The following is a 606-nucleotide window of genomic DNA, read 5'->3' as shown; positions in this document are numbered from 1 at the left end:
CTTAAAGAATGGTGCGGGTGAAGGGAGTCGAACCCCCACGCCTTGCGGCGCCAGATCCTAAGTCTGGTGCGTCTGCCAATTCCGCCACACCCGCAATATTAAATTAAAATGGTGAGCCATGAAGGACTCGAACCTTCGACCCTCTGATTAAAAGTCAGATGCTCTACCGACTGAGCTAATGGCTCATATTTTATGAGACTTCCTAAAGCCTGAAATGTGCAGTCAGATGTTCCAAAGCTAAACGCTTTGTCACAGATTGCTATTCGGGTGAAGTAATTCACTGGTGCTGCAATCTGCTCTACCGACTGAGCTAATGGCTCGCTAAAGTGGTGCCGGCGAGAGGACTTGAACCCCCAACCTACTGATTACAAGTCAGTTGCTCTACCAATTGAGCTACACCGGCAACTTGTATAATTAAATTGATGGTGGAGGATGACGGGATCGAACCGCCGACCCTCTGCTTGTAAGGCAGATGCTCTCCCAGCTGAGCTAATCCTCCATTATTAACGCCCGGCAGCGTCCTACTCTCACAAGGGGACAGCCCCTAACTACCATCGGCGCTGAGAAGCTTAACTTCCGTGTTCGGTATGGGAACGGGTGTGACCT

General features: G+C 50.3%; 4 tRNA genes and 1 rRNA gene. All 5 read right to left on the bottom strand.

The features are described from left to right. Window positions 1–9 precede the first annotated feature (9 nt). Window positions 10–94 (bottom strand) — tRNA-Leu (locus JI665_RS28255). Window positions 95–109: 15 nt separating this feature from the next. Continuing rightward, window positions 110–185: transfer RNA gene (locus tag JI665_RS28250), tRNA-Lys, on the bottom strand. Window positions 186–327: 142 nt separating this feature from the next. After that, a tRNA-Thr gene (locus JI665_RS28245) sits at window positions 328–403 on the bottom strand. Window positions 404–423: 20 nt separating this feature from the next. Further along, window positions 424–499, bottom strand: a tRNA-Val gene (locus JI665_RS28240). A 9-nt stretch (window positions 500–508) separates the two neighbouring features. Next, window positions 509–606 (bottom strand): 5S ribosomal RNA (gene rrf, locus JI665_RS28235); the annotation flags it as partial.

It is taken from the genome of Bacillus sp. NTK034, assembly GCF_017303275.1.
Lineage (GTDB): Bacteria > Bacillota > Bacilli > Bacillales > Cytobacillaceae > Cytobacillus.
The sequence above is the reverse complement of the archived record's forward strand: the minus strand, read 5'-3'. Positions and strand labels throughout refer to the sequence as shown.